Origin of the sequence: Prevotella sp. P4-67, from assembly GCF_002251325.1 — a bacterium.
In the GTDB taxonomy this organism is placed as follows: domain Bacteria; phylum Bacteroidota; class Bacteroidia; order Bacteroidales; family Bacteroidaceae; genus Prevotella.
The window spans coordinates 1-16,308 of sequence record NZ_NPJL01000046.1 but is presented as its reverse complement, the minus strand read 5'-3'; the positions used below and the strand labels follow the sequence as shown (position 1 = coordinate 16,308).

The 16,308-nt window shown below is 51.3% G+C and carries 14 protein-coding genes, 5 tRNA genes and 1 pseudogene; 19 read left to right on the top strand and 1 reads right to left on the bottom strand.

Features of this window, described 5'->3' with window-relative positions:
- Nucleotides 1–28: 28 nt before the first annotated feature.
- Nucleotides 29–502: a hypothetical protein gene (locus tag CIK92_RS07695; protein WP_144289376.1), complete on the bottom strand. Its 474-nt coding sequence runs from the start codon at nt 500–502 to the stop codon at nt 29–31.
- A 23-nt stretch (nt 503–525) separates the two neighbouring features.
- On the opposite strand from CIK92_RS07695, the gene rpsU reads away from it, so the two are divergent.
- The 19 genes and pseudogenes from rpsU to CIK92_RS07600 form a co-directional block, all read left to right on the top strand.
- The gene (rpsU, locus tag CIK92_RS07690; protein ID WP_022309645.1) at nt 526–717 is read left to right on the top strand and encodes a 30S ribosomal protein S21; all 192 of its coding nucleotides are present in this window, start codon (nt 526–528) and stop codon (nt 715–717) included.
- An 82-nt stretch (nt 718–799) separates the two neighbouring features.
- Entirely contained in the window at nt 800–1,678 is an 879-nt protein-coding gene (gene xerC / locus CIK92_RS07685; RefSeq protein WP_254046023.1) for a tyrosine recombinase XerC, read from the top strand.
- 29 nt (nt 1,679–1,707) lie between these two features.
- A complete protein-coding gene (gene hpf, locus CIK92_RS07680; protein ID WP_022309647.1) occupies nt 1,708–2,007 on the top strand; it encodes a ribosome hibernation-promoting factor, HPF/YfiA family in 300 nt (99 codons plus the stop codon).
- 102 nt (nt 2,008–2,109) lie between these two features.
- Nucleotides 2,110–2,183 (top strand) — tRNA-Thr (locus CIK92_RS07675).
- A gap of 36 nt (nt 2,184–2,219) precedes the next feature.
- Nucleotides 2,220–2,302: transfer RNA gene (locus CIK92_RS07670), tRNA-Tyr, on the top strand.
- Nucleotides 2,303–2,308: 6 nt separating this feature from the next.
- Nucleotides 2,309–2,381, top strand: a tRNA-Gly gene (locus CIK92_RS07665).
- A gap of 8 nt (nt 2,382–2,389) precedes the next feature.
- Nucleotides 2,390–2,461, top strand: a tRNA-Thr gene (locus CIK92_RS07660).
- Between the two features lie 99 nt (nt 2,462–2,560).
- Entirely contained in the window at nt 2,561–3,757 is a 1,197-nt protein-coding gene (gene tuf, locus CIK92_RS07655) for an elongation factor Tu (RefSeq protein WP_094388688.1), read from the top strand.
- A gap of 62 nt (nt 3,758–3,819) precedes the next feature.
- A tRNA-Trp gene (locus CIK92_RS07650) sits at nt 3,820–3,892 on the top strand.
- 16 nt (nt 3,893–3,908) lie between these two features.
- A complete protein-coding gene (secE, locus tag CIK92_RS07645) occupies nt 3,909–4,100 on the top strand; it encodes a preprotein translocase subunit SecE (protein ID WP_022309509.1) in 192 nt (63 codons plus the stop codon).
- An 8-nt stretch (nt 4,101–4,108) separates the two neighbouring features.
- Nucleotides 4,109–4,654, top strand: coding sequence for a transcription termination/antitermination protein NusG (gene nusG, locus CIK92_RS07640; RefSeq protein ID WP_094387055.1), 546 nt, complete (start codon nt 4,109–4,111; stop codon nt 4,652–4,654).
- A 90-nt stretch (nt 4,655–4,744) separates the two neighbouring features.
- Nucleotides 4,745–5,185 carry a 50S ribosomal protein L11 gene (rplK, locus tag CIK92_RS07635; RefSeq protein WP_022309507.1) on the top strand — a complete coding sequence of 147 codons (441 nt, stop codon included), beginning with the start codon at nt 4,745–4,747 and terminating at the stop codon, nt 5,183–5,185.
- 20 nt (nt 5,186–5,205) lie between these two features.
- Nucleotides 5,206–5,898, top strand: coding sequence for a 50S ribosomal protein L1 (rplA, locus tag CIK92_RS07630; RefSeq protein WP_022309506.1), 693 nt, complete (start codon nt 5,206–5,208; stop codon nt 5,896–5,898).
- A gap of 18 nt (nt 5,899–5,916) precedes the next feature.
- Nucleotides 5,917–6,432 (top strand): 50S ribosomal protein L10, encoded by a 516-nt coding sequence (gene rplJ, locus CIK92_RS07625; protein ID WP_022309505.1) that lies wholly within the window; start codon nt 5,917–5,919, stop codon nt 6,430–6,432.
- 77 nt (nt 6,433–6,509) lie between these two features.
- A complete protein-coding gene (gene rplL / locus CIK92_RS07620; RefSeq protein WP_094387054.1) occupies nt 6,510–6,887 on the top strand; it encodes a 50S ribosomal protein L7/L12 in 378 nt (125 codons plus the stop codon).
- Between the two features lie 134 nt (nt 6,888–7,021).
- The gene (gene rpoB, locus CIK92_RS07615) at nt 7,022–10,834 is read left to right on the top strand and encodes a DNA-directed RNA polymerase subunit beta (RefSeq protein WP_094388687.1); all 3,813 of its coding nucleotides are present in this window, start codon (nt 7,022–7,024) and stop codon (nt 10,832–10,834) included.
- A 27-nt stretch (nt 10,835–10,861) separates the two neighbouring features.
- Nucleotides 10,862–15,181 (top strand): DNA-directed RNA polymerase subunit beta', encoded by a 4,320-nt coding sequence (gene rpoC, locus CIK92_RS07610; RefSeq protein ID WP_094388686.1) that lies wholly within the window; start codon nt 10,862–10,864, stop codon nt 15,179–15,181.
- Between the two features lie 273 nt (nt 15,182–15,454).
- A complete protein-coding gene (locus tag CIK92_RS07605; RefSeq protein ID WP_094387052.1) occupies nt 15,455–15,955 on the top strand; it encodes an RNA polymerase sigma factor in 501 nt (166 codons plus the stop codon).
- A gap of 6 nt (nt 15,956–15,961) precedes the next feature.
- Nucleotides 15,962–16,308 (top strand): annotated as a pseudogene (locus CIK92_RS07600) (hypothetical protein); the annotation flags it as partial.

The window sequence follows — 16,308 nt, the reverse complement described above, 5'->3', positions numbered from 1 at the left end:
TTACCCGCTTCGCTCATCCGTTAGCCATTCACATTCCCATGCAGCATCCCATCAGAGTAATTTCGTGACACGCAATACCAGTATCAAGCTCCGCAACAATCATTTCAAGCCATGAAATATCCATATCCCTCCTCGCAATAATTCTGAAGATACCCTCGGCGACCGTGAAGATACCCTCGGCGACCGTGAAGGTACCCTCAGGAAGTGTGAAGGTGCCCTCGGCAATTCTGACGATGTCCTCGGCGAAAGCGCCGATAATCTCCCTTTTTGCATCAGTCCTTCCCCGACTTCCATCCATAATCTCCGCCCCAGAAACGGGGGCTGCGGAGGGCGTATCTATGGGTTGGAATGGGCTGGAGATAGTGGCGCTGAACGGCGTAAATGCAACAATTTCAGCCGTTTTGTGAAAAAATAGGGCAAAAAACTTGCCCAAGTGACAAAATAGCAGTAATTTTGCAGCCGCGAATATTGGGCGCATGCCCGAAAGCAATAAGTTTAACATAATTAATTAATAAAAACAAGACAATGATTATTGTACCAGTAAAAGATGGTGAGAACATCGAAAGAGCTCTCAAGAAGTTCAAGAGAAAATTCGAAAAGACAGGTGTTATTAAGGAACTCCGCTCTCGTCAGCAGTTTGATAAGCCTTCTGTTTTGAAGCGTCTCAAGATGGAACACGCCATCTACGTACAGAAGCTCCGTCAGGAAGAGGAATAATTTTTCCTCCGAAAATTTGGTAGTTTGAATTAATTTCCGTATATTCGTTGCCGAAAACAGTAATGTAATAGGCGCGATGGCGATGATTGGCGAATTTTTGGACTACTTGCGGTTTGAAAAGAACCGTTCAGAGTTGACTGTTAGCAGTTATGCCGAAGACCTGAAGGCTTTTGAGGCATATTTCAAAAATTTGGACATGCTGCTTTCCTGGGAGACTGTCGATGCCGATGTCATCCGTGGATGGATGGAAAGCATGATGGATAAAGGCAATAGAGCTACTTCTGTTAATCGCAGACTGAGTGCTCTTCGCTCGTTTTACCGTTATGCTCTGGCTCACCAAAAGGTAGCCCGCGACCCGTCGAGGATGATTAAGGGCCCGAAGAAGGCAAAGCCTCTGCCGCAATTTCTGAAAGAAGAGGAGATGAACCGGCTTCTGGATGTGGTGGAGTGGGGTGATGACTTCGAAAGCGTAAGGGCACGGACGATGCTGATGACTTTTTACGAGACAGGCATACGTCTCTCTGAATTGACAGGACTGGACGACACGGCGATAGACTGGGCTAACCATGCTGTCAAAGTGTTGGGAAAGCGCAACAAGCAGCGCATCATCCCTCTGGGTGAGGAACTGGAGCACACCTTATTAATATATATAAGGGTGCGTGATGAGCAGGTCAAGGCCGGTAACGGCGCCCTGTTTGTGACTCGCAAGGGAGAGAGGATGAGCGGTGACCAGGTAAGAAACGAGGTGAAGCGATGTCTGTCGCTTGTATCCACGCTCAGCAAACGGTCGCCCCATGTGCTCCGCCATACCTTCGCTACCGCTATGCTCAATCACGAGGCTGGTCTGGAAAGTGTGAAGAAACTGTTGGGTCATGAGAGTCTCTCTACGACCGAAATCTACACCCATACCACCTTTGAGCAACTCAAGCGAGTATATCAAGAAGCCCATCCAAGGGCGTAACTCTTTAATTAAATAAAAAGGAGGTAATTATGGAAGTTAAGATTCAGTCGATACATTTCGACGCTACCGAGAAGTTACAGGCGTTTGTCGAAAAGAAAATCGCCAAGTTGGAAAAAACTTATGAAGATATTCAGAAAGTAGAGGTGCAATTAAAAGTGGTGAAGCCTGCCACCGCTCTCAACAAGCAAGCCTGCGTGACTGTGGGTGTGACCGGCAAGGACCTTTATGTTGAAAAGACTTGTGACACATTTGAGGAAAGTATTGACCAGTGTGTCGAGAGCCTGAAGGTTCAACTCACCAAATTCAAGGAAAAACAGCGTAGCCATTAAAAAAAACTGCAAAAAGTTTTGGCAATAGAAAAATAATGCGTATCTTTGCAGCCGTTTTACAACACGTCCTAAAAACGAGTCGCTCGGCGGCTGCAAGGATTTGCCTCTTTAGCTCAGTTGGCCAGAGCACGTGATTTGTAATCTCGGGGTCGTTGGTTCGAATCCGACAAGAGGCTCAAGAAACGGAAACGGACGCATGACCGTAAAAATATGGGTGGTTACCAGAGTGGCCAAATGGGGCAGACTGTAAATCTGCTGGCTTTCGCCTTCGGTGGTTCGAATCCATCACCACCCACTCAACGCGGAAATAGCTCAGTTGATAGAGCACTAGCCTTCCAAGCTGGGGGTCGCGGGTTTGAGCCCCGTTTTCCGCTCTAAATTTGCTGTAATAGCTCAGTGGTAGAGCACTTCCTTGGTAAGGAAGAGGTCCTGAGTTCAACTCTCAGTTACAGCTCTAATTCTTATCTCATTCCGGCAGAACGGAAAGGATATGGAAAACAAACAATATATTAATTTAAACTGATTTTCATTATAAAAATTAAATATCAAAGCTATGGCTAAAGAAGAATTCGTACGTACCAAACCGCATGTAAACATCGGTACTATCGGTCACGTTGACCACGGTAAGACTACTTTGACAGCTGCCATCTCTCTCGTTCTTCACAAGAGACTGGGTACTGGCGAGGAAGTTAAGTCATTTGACCAGATTGACAACGCTCCTGAGGAGAAAGAGCGTGGTATCACTATCAACTCTGCTCACATTGAGTATGAAACAGCTAAACGTCACTATGCACACGTTGACTGTCCCGGTCACGCTGACTATGTAAAGAACATGGTTACTGGTGCTGCTCAGATGGACGGTGCTATCCTGGTTTGTGCTGCTACTGATGGTCCTATGCCTCAGACACGTGAGCACGTGCTTCTCGCTCGTCAGGTAAACGTTCCCCGTCTGGTAGTATTCCTGAACAAGTGCGATATGGTAGACGACGAGGAAATGCTGGAGCTCGTTGAGATGGAGCTTCACGAGATTCTCGAGCAGTATGGCTATGAAGAGGATACTCCTATCATCCGCGGTTCTGCACTCGGTGCTCTGAACGGTGTTGAGAAGTGGGAGGACAAGGTTCTCGAACTGATGGATACTGTTGATACATGGATCCAGGAGCCTGTTCGTGAGGTTGATAAGCCTTTCTTGATGCCTGTTGAGGATGTGTTCTCAATCACTGGCCGTGGTACTGTTGCTACAGGTCGTATCGAGACTGGTAAGTGTAAGGTAGGTGACGAAGTTCAGCTGCTCGGTCTCGGTGAGGACAAGAAGTCAGTTATCACTGGTGTTGAGATGTTCCGCAAGATTCTTGCTGAGGGTGAGGCTGGTGACAACGTAGGTCTGCTTCTCCGTGGTATCGACAAGAACGAGGTTAAGCGTGGTATGGTAGTTGTGCATCCCGGTGCTATCACTCCTCACGATCACTTCAAGGCTTCTATCTATGTATTGAAGAAGGAAGAGGGTGGCCGTCACACTCCATTCGGTAACAAGTATCGTCCTCAGTTCTATCTCCGTACTATGGACTGTACCGGTGAAATCAAACTTCCTGAGGGAGTTGAGATGGTAATGCCTGGTGACAACGTAGAGATTGAGGTTACCTTGATTTACAAGGTTGCTCTGAACGAGGGTCTCCGTTTCGCTATCCGTGAGGGTGGTCGTACAGTAGGTTCTGGTCAGATCACAACTATCCTCGACGACGTTAAGTAATCAGAGAATTAGTTGAAAAACTAAATACAAGTCTCCGCAGCTGCGGTTGCGGAGACTTTCTTACGGGTTTAGCTCAGTTGGTAGAGCACTGGTCTCCAAAACCAGGTGTCGGGGGTTCGAGCCCTCCAACCCGTGCAAAAATAAAAAATATATGTTTAAGAAAATAGGAAATTATTGCAAGGCTTGTTATAACGAACTTGTACATAAGACCACTTGGCCGTCATACGCTGAGCTGACGCATAGCGCTGTTGTTGTGCTGTCTGCTTCTGTTGTGGTGGCTCTTGTTGTTTTCGCAATGGATAGTTTTTTCCGTTTTGTGATGACTACCATCTATCCTAATTAAAGGTAACAATGGCAGAAACTGGAATGAATTGGTATGTACTGCGCGCCGTTAGTGGCAAGGAGGCCAAGCTCAAAGAATATATTGAGGCCGAAATCAAACACAACGATTTGCTCAGTGCTAATGTAGCTCAGGTACTTATTCCTACAGAGAAGACATATTCTCAGCGTAACGGTCGTCGCGTGGAGAAGGAAAAAATCTCTCTGCCAGGATATGTTTTTGTGCAGGCAACACTCATCGGTGATGTTGCACATACTTTGCGCTTTATGCCCAACTGTTTAGGTTTCCTCGGAGGTCTTGACAATCCCTCACCTGTTCCCCAGAGCGATATCAACCGTATGCTCGGTGCTGCTGAGGAAGCTGAGTTTGCCGCAGACGTAAATATCCCTTACGAGGTAAACGAGGTTGTCAAGGTTACCGACGGTCCTTTCAGCGGATTTACCGGTATCATCGAAGAGGTGAACACCGAAAAGCGCAAGCTCAAGGTTATGGTGAAAATCTTCGGACGCAAGACACCGCTTGAGTTGAATTTCATGCAAGTAGAAAAAGAAGGATAGGCGCATATTGTTACGGTGTGTCTTCCTAACAAGTCGAGAGGCTTCCACTCTTCAGACTGATAATTAACAAAAAATCAATTATTAACAAAAATGGCTAAAGAAGTTGCTGGATTAATCAAATTACAGATTAAAGGTGGCGCTGCGAATCCTTCACCACCCGTAGGTCCTGCTTTGGGTTCTAAGGGTATCAACATTATGGGATTCTGCAAAGAGTTCAACGCCAGAACCCAGGATAAGGCAGGTAAGATACTTCCTGTTGTTATCACTTATTATACAGACAAGTCTTTCAGCTTTATTATCAAGACTCCTCCCGCAGCTGTGCAGTTGAAAGAGGTGGCCAAGGTAAAGAGTGGTTCAGCCCAGCCCAACCGTCAGAAGGTGGCAACCGTAACCTGGGATCAGGTAAAGGCTATCGCCGAAGACAAGATGGCTGACTTGAACTGTTTCACTATCGAGAGCGCTATGAGACTTGTTGCCGGTACTGCTCGCAGTATGGGTATCACTGTAAAAGGGGACTTCCCTGGAGAATAATTTAAAAACTTCAATTAAAGATGAGTAAACTGACAAAAAATCAAAAATCAGTCGCTGAGAAGGTTGAAGCAGGGAAGATGTACACACTCAAGGAGGCTACAGAGCTGGTAAAGGAAATTACCACTACCAAGTTTGAGGCTTCTGTTGACGTGGACGTTCGTCTTGGTGTTGACCCCCGTAAGGCAAACCAGATGGTTCGTGGCGTAGTATCTCTTCCTAACGGAACAGGTAAGGTTACGCGTGTACTCGCCCTCTGTACTCCCGATCAGGAAGCAGCTGCCAAGGAGGCAGGTGCCGACTACGTTGGTCTTGATGAATATATCGAGAAGATCAAAGGCGGATGGACAGATATCGATGTCATCATCACAATGCCCTCTTGCATGGGTAAAGTAGGTCCCCTCGGCCGTGTACTCGGTCCTCGTGGTCTTATGCCTAACCCCAAGAGCGGTACTGTAACTATGGATGTTGCTAAGGCAGTTAAGGACGTTAAGCAGGGTAAGATTGACTTCAAGGTAGATAAGGCTGGTATCATCCACACCTCTATCGGTAAGGTTAATATGACCGCCGAGCAGATTTATGGTAACGCTAAGGAGTTTATCCAGACCGTTATCAAGTTGAAGCCTGCTGCTGCTAAAGGTACATATATCAAGAGTATCTTTATTTCAAGCACTATGAGTAAGGGTATCAAGATTGATCCTAAATCAGTTGAATAACTCTAAAAGTTTTGTACAATGAAGAAAGAACTTAAAGATACTATTATAGCAGAGCTTGGACAGAAACTCAAGGAATATCCCCATTTCTATCTTGTTGACGTAACAGGATTGAATGCTGAGAAGACCAGTGATTTCCGTCGCCAGTGCTTCAAGAGTGAAATCAAGATGGTCGTTGTGAAGAACACCCTTCTCCACAAGGCAATGGAAGAGTCTGAGATTGATTTCTCTGAGCTCTACGGTAGCCTGAAGGGTAGCACCGCCGTCCTCTTCGCTCACACAGCGAATGTACCTGCCAAGTTGCTTAAGGAATATACCAAAGAGGGTATCCCCGCACTTAAGGCTGCTTACGCAGAGGAGGGTTTCTTCGGAGCCAACCAGCTCGAGGAACTCGTGGCTATCAAGAGCAAGAACGAAGTTATCGCAGATATTGTTGCTTTGCTTCAGTCTCCCGCCAAGAACGTTGTTTCTGCTCTTCAGTCAGGCGCAAACACCATCCACGGTGTGCTCAAGACTTTAGGCGAGCGTCCTGAATAATAATTGCAATGTAACAATTACAATTACATAAAGTCAAAGATATATTTATTACAAGAACAATTAAAATTTAGAATAAAATGGCAGACATTAAAGCTATTGCAGAAGAATTAGTAAATCTTACTGTTAAGGAAGTAAATGAGTTGGCAACAGTCCTGAAGGACGAGTACGGTATTGAGCCCGCAGCTGCAGCTGTTGCTGTTGCTGCTGGTCCTGCTGCTGCTGGTGCAGCCGCAGCTGAGGAGAAGACATCTTTCGATGTTGTCCTCGCTGAGGTAGGTGCTACAAAGCTCCAGGTAGTTAAGGCTGTTAAGGAGGCTTGCGGTCTTGGTCTGAAAGAGGCTAAGGATCTCGTAGACGCTGCTCCTGCTACAGTTAAGGAAGGTCTCTCTAAGGAAGAGGCTGAGAACCTGAAGAAGGCTATCGAGGAAGCTGGCGCTAAGGTAGAGCTCAAGTAATAAGAACTCAGTTTTCTCTTAAATATGGTTAGGATTTGCCCAGTCGGTGAGTCCTAACCTTTTTGTGTCTTTCTATAGACGCTGATGCCCAGCCCGCTCTTTCGGGCTTTTATAACAGATCATTTAATTCATTTATGGCTACAAAAATTGTCGATAACAGAGTAAATTTTGCCAGCGTGCATAATCCGTACCCTTTCCCGGATTTTCTCGATGTGCAGTTGAAGTCTTTCAAGGACTTTTTACAGTTGGAAACTCCGCCTGAAGAACGCAAGAATGACGGTCTGTATAAGGTGTTCGCTGAGAACTTCCCTATCACCGATACTCGCAATAACTTCGTTCTTGAGTTCTTGGATTACTATATTGATCCGCCGCGTTACACCATAGACGAGTGTCTGGAGCGTGGCCTTACATATAGTGTGCCTTTGAAGGCTAAGATGAAGCTGTTTTGTACCGACCCCGACCACGAGGATTTCGGAACCGTCATCCAGGACGTGTTCCTCGGTACCATTCCTTACATGACAAGCAACGGTACATTCGTTATCAACGGTGCTGAGCGCGTGGTAGTTGCCCAGCTGCACCGTTCACCGGGTGTATTCTTCGGTCAGGGTGTGCATGCCAACGGTACTGTGCTTTACAGCGCACGTATCATTCCATTCAAGGGTTCTTGGATTGAGTTTGCGACCGATATAAATAATGTAATGTATGCATATATCGACCGTAAGAAGAAATTGCCTGTTACGACACTGCTGCGTGCCATCGGTTATGAAAGCGATAAGGACATTCTGCGCATCTTCGACCTTGCCGAGGAGGTAAAGGTCAACAAGAAGAACCTCAAGGCCTGCGTAGGCCGCAAGGTTGCCGGTAGCGTGGTGACTCGCTGGAACGAGGACTTCGTGGACGAAGATACTGGTGAAGTAGTATCTATCGACCGTTCGGAGGTTATCGTTGAGCGCGAGACTGTCATCACCGAGGAGATGATACCTGAGATTCTGGAAAGTGGAGCTCAGAGCATTCTCCTGCACAAGGATGCCGAAGCCGGTAACAAGTATTCTATCATCTTCAACACTTTGGCCAAAGACCCCTCTAACTCTGAGAAGGAGGCCGTGCTCTACATCTATCGCCAGCTGCGTAATGCTGACCCTGCCGATGATGCCAGTGCCAAGGAAGTATTCCAGAATCTGTTCTTCTCTGACAAGCGTTACGACTTGGGCGAGGTGGGCCGCTATCGTATCAACAAGAAGTTGGGCCTGAACACCGAGTCTGATGTCCGCGTGCTTACCAAGGAAGATATCATCGAGATTATCAAATATCTCATCCAGCTCGTCAACTCCAATGCTACCGTTGACGATATCGACCACCTGAGCAACCGCCGTGTACGCACGGTAGGCGAGCAGTTGGCCAACCAGTTCTCTATCGGTCTTGCCCGTATGGCCCGTACCATCCGTGAGCGCATGAACGTTCGCGACAATGAAGTGTTTACTCCTACCGACCTGATTAACGCCAAGACCATCTCGAGCGTTATCAATTCATTCTTCGGTACCAACCCTCTGAGCCAGTTTATGGACCAGACCAACCCCCTTGCCGAGGTTACCCACAAGCGTCGTCTTTCGGCCCTTGGTCCTGGCGGACTTTCTCGTGAGCGTGCCGGTTTCGAGGTTCGAGACGTACACTATACTCACTACGGCCGTCTGTGTCCTATCGGGAGTCCTGAAGGTCCTAACATCGGTCTTATTTCATCACTCTGTCTGTATGCCAAGATTAACGACCTCGGCTTCATCGTTACACCTTACCGTAAGATTGTTGACGGCAAGGCCGACATGGACAACAAGGACGTGGTATACCTTACCGCAGAGGAGGAGGAGGCCAAGATTATCGGTCAGGGCAATGCGCCCCTTACTCCCGAGGGCAACTTCATCCGCAAGGTTGTAAAGTGCCGTCAGGATGCCGACTATCCAGTAGTTGCTCCTACCCAGGTAGATTACATGGACGTTGCTCCCCAGCAGATTGCTTCTGTTTCAGCAGGTCTTATTCCTTTCCTCGAGCACGATGACGGTCACCGTGCGCTGATGGGATGTAACATGATGCGCCAGGCAGTGCCATTGCTCCACAACGATGCACCTATCGTAGGTACCGGTCTGGAGAAGAAGGTCTGCGAGGACTCGCGCACCATGATTACCGCCGAGGGCGACGGTGTCATCGAGTATGTTGACGCCACCACCATCCGTATTCTCTACGACCGCACCGAGGAGGAAGACTTTGTCAGCTTCGAGCCTGCTCTCAAGGAGTATCGCATTCCCAAGTTCCGTCGTACCAACCAGAATATGACCATCGACCTTCGTCCTATCTGCGACAAGGGTCAGCGTGTGAAAGCCGGTGATATCCTCACCGAGGGTTATGCCACCGAGAATGGTGAGCTGGCCCTGGGTCGCAACCTGCTCGTAGCCTACGTGCCATGGAAGGGTTACAACTATGAGGACGCCGTCGTTATCTCTGAGCGCCTGGTAAGTGAGGATGTGCTCACTTCCGTACATGTCGACGAGTATTCACTCGACGTGCGTGAGACCAAGCGTGGTGTGGAAGAGTTTACCTCTGATATCCCCAATGTGAGCGAAGAGGCTACCAAGGACCTTGACGAGAACGGTGTTATCCGCGTCGGAGCCCGCGTAGAGCCAGGCGATGTACTCATCGGTAAGATTTCGCCCAAGGGCGAGAGCGACCCCTCACCCGAGGAGAAGCTGCTGCGCGCCATCTTCGGCGACAAGGCCGGCGATGTGAAGGACTCTTCACTCAAGGCCAATCCATCACTCAGCGGTGTGGTTATCGACAAGAAGCTCTTCTCTCGTGCCATCAAGACTCGTGAGTCCAAGAAGCAGGACAAGATTGTTCTGGCCAAGATTGACGAGGAATACGAGGCAAAGAATGAGGACCTGAAAGATATCCTCGTTGACAAGCTCCTTGAACTCACCGAAGACAAGAAGTGTGAGGGTATCAAGGACTATACCGGTGCCGAAATCATCTCCAAGGGTTCTACCTTCACCGCTACTGCGCTGAAGAACCTCGAGTACGACGGCATCCAGAGCAATGGCTGGACTGGCGACGAGCATACCGACGGCCTTATCCAGAAGCTCATCATGAACTATATCCGCAAGTACAAGCAGCTCGATGCCGAGCTGAAGCGCCGCAAGTTTGCCATCACCATTGGCGACGAGCTGCCTTCAGGCATCCTGCAGATGGCCAAGGTCTATATCGCCAAGAAGCGTAAGATTCAGGTGGGCGACAAGCTCGCCGGTCGTCACGGTAACAAGGGTATCGTTTCCAAGGTCGTACGTGCCGAGGATATGCCTTTCCTCGAGGACGGACGTCCTGTAGACCTGGTGCTCAACCCTATGGGTGTGCCCTCTCGTATGAACCTCGGTCAGATCTTCGAGGCCATCCTCGGTGCTGCCGGTAAGAAGCTCGGTGTCAAGTTTGCCACTCCTATCTTCGACGGTGCCAAGCTCAACGACCTCTCCGAGTGGACCGACAAGGCAGGTCTGCCCCGCCTCTGCTCTACCTATATATATGATGGTGAGACCGGCGAGAAGTTCGACCAGCCCGCTACCATCGGTATGACCTACTTCTTGAAGCTCGGCCACATGGTAGAAGACAAGATGCACGCTCGTTCTATCGGTCCGTACAGCTTGATTACCCAGCAGCCACTCGGTGGTAAAGCCCAGTTTGGTGGTCAGCGTTTCGGAGAGATGGAGGTTTGGGCTCTTGAGGCATTCGGTGCAAGCCATGTGCTCCAGGAGATTCTGACCATCAAGAGTGATGACGTCGTAGGACGTTCCAAGGCTTACGAGGCTATCGTCAAGGGCGATGCCATGCCTACTCCCGGTATCCCCGAGTCACTCAACGTACTTCTCCACGAACTCCGTGGTCTTGGTTTGAGTATCAAACTTGATTAAACGAGAACCCTTAATTATTTCAAGACAATGGCTTTTAAGAAAGATACAAAAATAAAGAATAATTTTACGAAGATTACCATCGGATTGGCTTCTCCCGAAGAAATCCTGGAAAATTCGTTTGGCGAGGTTACCAAACCAGAGACGATTAACTATCGTACCTATAAGCCAGAGCGTGACGGACTCTTCTGCGAGCGCATCTTCGGTCCTACCAAGGACTATGAGTGCGCCTGCGGCAAGTACAAGCGCATACGCTACAAGGGTATCGTCTGCGACCGATGCGGTGTCGAGGTTACCGAGAAGAAGGTACGCCGCGAGCGCTCAGGTCATATCGAACTGGTAGTGCCCATCGCACATATCTGGTATTTCCGTTCACTGCCCAACAAGATTGGCTATCTGCTCGGAATGCCTACCAAGAAGCTCGACGCTGTAGTCTACTACGAGAAGTATATCGTCATCAAGCCCGGAGCCTTTGAGGGCCGCACCGACAAAGACGGACTCGAGATCAACGGTTCTCACCGCATGGATCTTCTCACCGAAGACGAGTATCTGAACATTCTCGATACTCAGCTCGACCCCAACAACCAGCTTCTCCCCGACGATGATCCCAACAAGTTCATCGCCAAGATGGGTGCCGAGGCTATCCGCGACCTCCTTACCGACCTCGACCTCGACTCTATCTCTTACGAGCTGCGCGACCGAGCCAACAATGACTCCAGCCAGCAGCGCAAGACCGAGGCTCTGAAGCGCCTGCAGGTTGTCGAGGCTTTCCGCTCGTCCAAGGAGGTCAACAAGCCCGAGTGGATGATTATGAAGATACTTCCCGTCATCCCCCCCGAGCTTCGTCCGCTCGTACCTCTCGACGGTGGCCGCTTTGCCACATCCGACCTCAACGACCTCTACCGTCGTGTCATCATCCGCAACAACCGTCTGAAGAGACTCGTCGAAATCAAGGCTCCCGAGGTGATTCTCCGCAACGAGAAGCGTATGCTCCAGGAGGCTGTCGACTCTCTCTTCGACAACTCTCGCAAGGCCAGTGCCGTGAAGAGCGAGAGCAACCGTCCGCTCAAGTCACTCTCCGACTCACTCAAGGGTAAGCAGGGCCGCTTCCGTCAGAACCTTCTCGGTAAGCGTGTCGACTATTCAGCGCGTTCGGTTATCGTCGTTGGTCCTGAACTTAAGATGGGAGAGTGCGGTTTGCCCAAGCTGATGGCTGCCGAGCTCTACAAACCATTTATCATCCGCAAGCTCATCGAGCGTGGCATCGTCAAGACTGTCAAGAGCGCCAAGAAGATAGTAGACCGTCGTGAGCCCGTCATCTGGGACATCCTCGAGAATGTCATGAAGGGTCACCCCGTGCTCCTCAACCGTGCTCCTACACTGCACCGTCTGGGTATCCAGGCCTTCCAGCCCAAGCTCATCGAGGGCAAAGCCATCCAGCTCCACCCGCTGGCATGTACTGCGTTCAACGCCGACTTCGACGGTGACCAGATGGCTGTCCACCTTCCCTTGAGCAACGAGGCTGTACTCGAGGCACAGATACTGATGCTCCAGAGCCACAACATCCTCAACCCTGCCAACGGCGCTCCTATCACCGTGCCTTCTCAGGACATGGTGCTCGGTCTCTACTATATCACCAAGCTCCGTCCCGGAGCCAAGGGCGAGGGCCTGAGCTTCTACGGTCCCGAAGAGGCCATCATCGCCTACAACGACGGCAAGTGCGACCTTCACGCTCCTGTTAAGGTGCTCGTCGACGATATCGTTGAGGGTCAGCCCGTCAAGCATATTGTCGAGACCTCTGTTGGCCGCGTGGTAGTCAATCAGATTATCCCCGATGAATTGGGCTTCGTCAATGAAATCATCTCCAAGAAGTCACTCCGTGGCATCATCGCCCGCGTTATCAAGGCAGTCGGTATGGCTCGCGCCTGCGCCTTCCTTGACGGCATCAAGAACCTGGGTTACCACATGTCCTATGTAGCCGGTCTGTCGTTCAACCTCGACGATATCATCATCCCTGTAGAGAAGGAGGCTATCGTAGAGAAGGGACAGCGCGAGGTCGAGGAGATTACCAACAACTATAACATGGGTTTCATCACCGACAACGAGCGTTACAACCAGGTTATCGATGCCTGGACCCACGTCAACGACGAGTTGGGTGATGTTCTGATGAAGGAAATGACCGAAGCCGACCAGGGCTTCAACGCCGTATACATGATGCTCGATTCCGGAGCCCGTGGTTCTCAGGACCAGATCAAGCAGCTCTCCGGTATGCGTGGTCTGATGGCCAAGCCCCAGAAGGCCGGTGCCGAGGGCGCTCAGATTATTGAGAATCCTATCCTCTCCAACTTCAAGGAGGGTATGTCTGTGCTCGAGTACTTCATCGCTTCCCACGGTGCCCGTAAGGGTCTTGCCGATACCGCCATGAAGACTGCCGACGCCGGTTACCTTACCCGTCGTCTGGTCGACGTGTCTCACGATGTCATCATTACCCAGGAAGACTGCGGTACACTGCGTGGCCTCGAGTGCCGTGCGCTCAAGAATGGCGACGAGATTGTATCTTCTCTCGGCGAGCGCATCCTCGGCCGTGTGTCTGTCCATGACATCATCCATCCCACCACTGGCGAGCTCATCTGCGCAGCCGGTGAGGAAATCAATGAGGAGAAGGCCGACATCATCGAGAAGTCACCCATCGAGATGGTAGAGATCCGCTCCGTACTTACCTGTGAGAGCAAGCGCGGTATCTGCGCCAAGTGCTATGGCCGCAACCTCGCCACCTCGCGTATGGTACAGCTGGGCGAAGCTGCCGGTGTCATCGCCGCTCAGGCCATCGGTGAGCCTGGTACACAGCTTACACTGCGTACATTCCACGCCGGTGGTGTGGCTGGTAATGCAGCCGCCAACGCCAGCATCGTTGCCAAGAACGACGCCCGCATCGAGTTTGAAGAGGTGCGCGACGTTCCCTTCCGCGACGACGAGTCCAAGGATTGCCGTATGGTCGTAAGCCGTCTGGGCGAGATCCGATTCATCGACCCCAATACCGATATCGTCCTCTCTACCCTCGACCTGCCCTACGGTTCTATCCTCTACAACAAGCACGGCGACATCGTCAAGCAGGGCGACCTCATCGCCAAGTGGGACCCCTTCAATGCGCTCATCGTTACCGAATATGCCGGTACACTGCGCTTCAACGACGTCATCGACGGTGTTACCTTCAAGGCCGAGACCGACGATACCACCGGTCTTTCCGAGAAGATTATCATCGATGCCAAGGACCACACCAAGGTTCCTACCTGCGATGTGCTCGACGCCGACGGCAATGTGCTCGGTACCTACAACTTCCCCGTAGGCTGTCACGTAGTGGTAGAAGACGGGCAGAAGGTATCTACCGGTGCCACCCTCGTTAAGATTCCACGTGCCGTAGGAGGTGCTGGTGACATCACCGGTGGTCTCCCACGAGTTACCGAGCTCTTCGAGGCCCGCAACCCCTCTAACCCCGCAGTCGTTTCTGAGATCGATGGCGAGGTCACTATGGGCAAGCTCAAGCGTGGTAACCGCGAGATCATCGTTACGCCCAAGCACGGCGAACCCCATAAGTATCTTGTCAATCTGAGCAAGCAGCTGCTCGTGCAGGAGCACGACGCCGTGCGTGCCGGAACTCCACTCTCCGACGGTGTCATCACTCCCAATGACATCCTTGCCATCAAGGGTCCCACCGCCGTACAGGAGTACATCGTCAACGAGGTACAGGATGTTTACCGCCTCCAGGGTGTGAAGATCAATGACAAGCACTTCGAGATTATCGTGCGTCAGATGATGCGCAAGGTTCAGATTAATGATCCGGGCGACACCACATTCCTTGAGCAGGAGCTCGTAGACAAGCTCGACTTCGCCGAGGAGAATGACCGCATCTGGGGCAAGAAGGTAGTCACCGACGCCGGCGACTCCGAGAACCTCAAGGCTGGTCAGATTATCACCCTCCGCAAGCTGCGCGACGAGAACTCAAGCCTCAAGCGCCGCGACCTGCGCCTCGTCCAGGTGCGCGATGCCGTCCAGGCCACAGCCACCCAGATACTCCAGGGTATCACCCGTGCTGCCCTCGGTACCAAGAGCTTCATGTCTGCCGCTTCGTTCCAGGAGACCACCAAGGTGCTCAACGAGGCAGCCATCCGTGGCAAGCAAGACCGCCTCGAGGGTATGAAGGAGAATGTTATCTGCGGTCACCGCATCCCCGCCGGTACAGGTCTGCGCCAGTTTGACAAGCTCATCGTTGGTTCGCGTGAGGATTACGAGCGCATCGAGGCCAACAAGAAGAACATCCTCGACATCGACGTCAAAGACAGCAACATCTAAGGTTTTTCCCTTGATTACAACATAAGCGAGAGCCGCCGGCCCACTTAGGGCCATGCGGCTCTCGCTTTTTTCAATGACACAGCCGTTATTGAGTTTTGTATGGAGCCCCAGACTGCTTGATCATGCGATTTGGAGCATTATCCGCCGGCTGCATGACGGCTACGCCGTAGCTCTGCAGATTGCTGTGGAGTCGGCAGAATTGTTAAAAATGTTAATTCCCGTTTGGTTTCATCCGCCTTATGTGTCTTATTGGTGTAACAAAGCCACAGTACAATGACCGAAAACCAGTTCATCAGCCTTGTCCCGCGACTGCGCCAGGTGGCGCTCACCGCAGCTGTCGGCGCCGGAAGTGATGCCGAAGGCGCCGAGGATGTCGCCCAAGACACGATGATACGCCTGTGGCAACTCCTTGCCGCGTTGGAGCGTGTCGAGTCGCCCGAAGCCCTCACTGCCACCATCGCCCGTCGCCTGGCTCTCAATGCCTGCCGTCGCCAGTCATCCCGCCTCCCTCTTGCCGACGCCCTCCGCCAGCTTGCCGCTTCGGTTTACGCCCAGCCCGATGTCAGCCTTCAGCACCACGAGAACCTCGAGTGGCTCGACAGTCAGATGCGGCGCCTGCCCTCAGTACAGCAGCAGGTTTTCTACATGCGTCAGGTCGAGCACCGCAGCCACGACGAGATAGCCCGCATCGTGGGCATAGCCCCCAAGTCGGTCAGCACCCTCTTGGCGAGAGCCCGCAAAGCGATTTATGAAGAATTGGACAAACGTAGATAAAGCCTTATGAGAAATCCCGATTATGCCACCATAGCCCGGCTCCTTGAGCGCTACATGCAGGGCACCACGTCGCTCAGCGAAGAGCAGACGCTGGAGCGTTTTTTCCGCACCGCCACTGATATTCCTGTCGAGTGGGCCACCTTCAGACTCATGTTTACCGCCTATGCCGCCCCCAGCCCCAAGTCTCGTGCGCTTACCCTGCGCCGGATGATGCCCTGGATGGCAGCAGCCTCAGTCGTGGCAGCCGTGGTCATCGCCGTGTGCCGTTTAGCTCCTTCCGACACCGCCTCCACCACTGCCCAAGCCATCCCCACTGCCATCCCCGTAGCTGAGCCGCTCCCCGCCCGTGTGGT

Excerpts from the sequence above, each read along its gene's own strand:
- CIK92_RS07695 (WP_144289376.1), bottom strand. The coding sequence starts at position 502 with ATGTTAAACTTATTGCTTTCGGGCATGCGCCCAATATTCGCGGCTGCA.
- rpsU (WP_022309645.1), top strand. The coding sequence starts at position 526 with ATGATTATTGTACCAGTAAAAGATGGTGAGAACATCGAAAGAGCTCTC.
- xerC (WP_254046023.1), top strand. The coding sequence starts at position 800 with ATGATTGGCGAATTTTTGGACTACTTGCGGTTTGAAAAGAACCGTTCA.
- hpf (WP_022309647.1), top strand. The coding sequence starts at position 1,708 with ATGGAAGTTAAGATTCAGTCGATACATTTCGACGCTACCGAGAAGTTA.
- tuf (WP_094388688.1), top strand. The coding sequence starts at position 2,561 with ATGGCTAAAGAAGAATTCGTACGTACCAAACCGCATGTAAACATCGGT.
- secE (WP_022309509.1), top strand. The coding sequence starts at position 3,909 with ATGTTTAAGAAAATAGGAAATTATTGCAAGGCTTGTTATAACGAACTT.
- nusG (WP_094387055.1), top strand. The coding sequence starts at position 4,109 with ATGGCAGAAACTGGAATGAATTGGTATGTACTGCGCGCCGTTAGTGGC.
- rplK (WP_022309507.1), top strand. The coding sequence starts at position 4,745 with ATGGCTAAAGAAGTTGCTGGATTAATCAAATTACAGATTAAAGGTGGC.
- rplA (WP_022309506.1), top strand. The coding sequence starts at position 5,206 with ATGAGTAAACTGACAAAAAATCAAAAATCAGTCGCTGAGAAGGTTGAA.
- rplJ (WP_022309505.1), top strand. The coding sequence starts at position 5,917 with ATGAAGAAAGAACTTAAAGATACTATTATAGCAGAGCTTGGACAGAAA.
- rplL (WP_094387054.1), top strand. The coding sequence starts at position 6,510 with ATGGCAGACATTAAAGCTATTGCAGAAGAATTAGTAAATCTTACTGTT.
- rpoB (WP_094388687.1), top strand. The coding sequence starts at position 7,022 with ATGGCTACAAAAATTGTCGATAACAGAGTAAATTTTGCCAGCGTGCAT.
- rpoC (WP_094388686.1), top strand. The coding sequence starts at position 10,862 with ATGGCTTTTAAGAAAGATACAAAAATAAAGAATAATTTTACGAAGATT.
- CIK92_RS07605 (WP_094387052.1), top strand. The coding sequence starts at position 15,455 with ATGACCGAAAACCAGTTCATCAGCCTTGTCCCGCGACTGCGCCAGGTG.